The organism is Actinomyces succiniciruminis (assembly GCF_900002405.1).
Classification (GTDB): domain Bacteria; phylum Actinomycetota; class Actinomycetes; order Actinomycetales; family Actinomycetaceae; genus Actinomyces; species Actinomyces succiniciruminis.
Genome location: NZ_LK995528.1, coordinates 1 through 2544 on the forward strand (window position 1 = coordinate 1; position 2544 = coordinate 2544).

At 58.8% G+C, this 2544-nt stretch carries 1 protein-coding gene; it reads left to right on the forward strand.

What is annotated here, in order from left to right:
* Nucleotides 1-2241 precede the first annotated feature (2241 nt).
* On the forward strand, nucleotides 2242-2502 hold the full coding sequence (locus BN1056_RS11050; protein WP_280516464.1) for a transposase family protein: 261 nt from the start codon (nucleotides 2242-2244) through the stop codon (nucleotides 2500-2502).
* Nucleotides 2503-2544: the final 42 nt, after the last annotated feature.

A 2544-nucleotide genomic window follows, 5' to 3' on the forward strand; every position in this document is an offset into this window, starting at 1 on the left:
CCTAACAACCCCCTAACCAACCAACGACTTTGCCGAGCCCCTGCCAACCCAACCACACCGCACCAACGAATAACCCCCGATCACCCCAACAACCTGTCGGGAATCAGGTTATTCACAGCGCTCGAGGAGCTCCCGTACAATCTCAACTTTTCCGCACAATCGTGCAGAAACGTTGGGAGTTTCGCGACGGTGGATCACCCCTATAAATAACCTTCCTGGACTACTTTTCGACAGGAAACCATTCCTGTCTAGCAATGCGGCGCGACGGACAATGTAGCGTCTTGACGGTTGAAGTTCTTGACATACCCGAACAGTTACTCATGCGGAGATTCACTGACTCGAAATGACGTCGCGCTACATTATAACATTATAGGCCACGAAACCGACACTTACTGCTACGCAGCTCCTGCACCGCCAATAACCTTTCCGACATCATTTGCACACCTGCACTCTGCATCCTTGCAAGCAAGGAAACCGCGTCATAACTTTGCTTCATTGATGAGCATGTACGCCTTTCGCCGACGAGTCTCGTCAAACCGAGACTTCTTGCTCGGGTTCGGAGAGACGACCAGACTACGTTCGACTACGAGCTTCCTGTCCACCAGTTCTTTAAACCCCTTAGTGCGGGTGTCCTGGCTGATATGAAAGCGAGCGTCAAATGCACTCGGCGACCACCACTGCGGTCGGTTCTGCCCGCGAACCTCCTCAGTAAGGATCAGGAGCATAGCTAAGCCCGCAGTGGTGAGGTTCTGGATCAACCCTTTAGTCCATAGTGATGGCGCGATGCTAAAGTAGCGATCTGCACTACCTCTACCTTTCGGGATAGTATAGGGTTTTCCAGAACCACTGTCATGCAAAAGAGTGACGACAGTTGCCCTGCCAGGCCTCTCCTTAGCATCAATGAGACCAAGGTTAACAAGGGATGCGATCGCCTTCCGAACACGCCGAGCCCCCGTCTTGGACGGCAGGGCGAGTACCTGAGACCAATGCGCGGCCTCGAACTCCGTGGTGTGCTCGCCTCCCGAGCTAACCCATAAGAGCGCTAGGTAGAGCTTCAGAGGTATCTCTCCGCCACCTCGCCCACGCATGGATACCAGGTGGGACAATGGAGGTCGACGACCCTCATCCCCACACACGAAATCGTTCCGGATTAGAGCCCCCCGAGGCCTCCGACTCATGCGTTCAGCCAGCGTCTCAACCGCTCCCTTTGACGGCTCCGTGAGCAGCGTCTCACGATCGACTGCGGAGCGGTGTATGGCGTCATCCCAGAGAGGCACATCCCCTGGCCAGGAGGTGTCACCTCTCCCCCATGCCACGCGACCATGAGTGACCTTCGCCACAATAATCGCCACCCTTCGCTCATACGATGTGACACGCTTTAAGAAGATCTTAATACACTCCGACCAAACACGCGACCTCACTCCGGCATTAGAGTACACCTACCACCGTTGATACAACCAGACTCTCTCCGCTTCCTTCCAACGCTTGTAGTGGGCAACCGTTGAAATAACAGTGCTTTGGGTCGGTTCACTTGATATGGTTGGGGCACAACGCATCGATCAGGCGAGTCCGCCCATAAGGGATGGGACAGGGTTCTAGATCCTGTGAAGGCGTTGAGCCTTGGCAGCCTGACACGCGGAGAGATCCGAAGGCAGCGTCAACGGGGCCGTCATCCCCACGGAGGGGGCTACGGCGGCCTCGCAACAGGGCGCTAGGGGTGTACCAGGTGGGAACCAGGTACACCCCCAGTTTTCAGGTAGTCGCGGAAGTCAAGCGCCGAACGGTTCCCAGGGCGTCGATCCCATGTCGGGCGATCGTGCGACATGCTCACTCCGTAAAGTAGGAGCTGTCAGACGCCACTCGGTGCACGCCCAGGCGGCAGAGGCACAAATGCGGTCGGCCGCTAAAGTACACCCGCGAGCCCTTGCCCAACATCTTTGAGCACCTGGATGCATCCCGGCGGCCTGTTGGCATTCACTGCCTCCCCCACCGACGTGTGGTGTCAGATCTAGACCCGATAACCCCCAGGAACGCCTCAACAAGGACCCCCACCAGGTACCAGGGGTCGGCAAAGTTGTTGGCTGGGTGGTGGGTTGTTAGGGGTTTTCGGCGTGTTGGTGGGGGTGCGGCGCGACCCGCCGGTGACGATAGGTGGTGCAAACAAAACCGCCACTGCTGAGAGGTCGCGCCGCTGTGTCATCAGCCCCCACTCCCGCCTTGTCGCGCCAGCCCCTGACAGGGGTGTTCGCCACTGTCCCGGACCCGAGGCACCGGCGCGGGGTTCGCCACCGCCTGGACACTGTGCTTGCTTTGGCGGCGGTGGGGGTGCTGGCCGGCTGCCGCACCCTGCTGGCGATCTGGGAGCACGCCCGCGACCTGACTCCCGGCCAGCTACGCGACCTGGGGCTACCGCAAGGTCGGGGTGTGCCCAGCGAGTCGACGATTCGCCGCGCCCTGGCGGGCCTGGACGCCGATGACTTCGACACCAGGGTGGCGTCGTGAGCCTGTCAAGGTTTCTGTGTAAGTGGGTTGTTGCTTACAGGT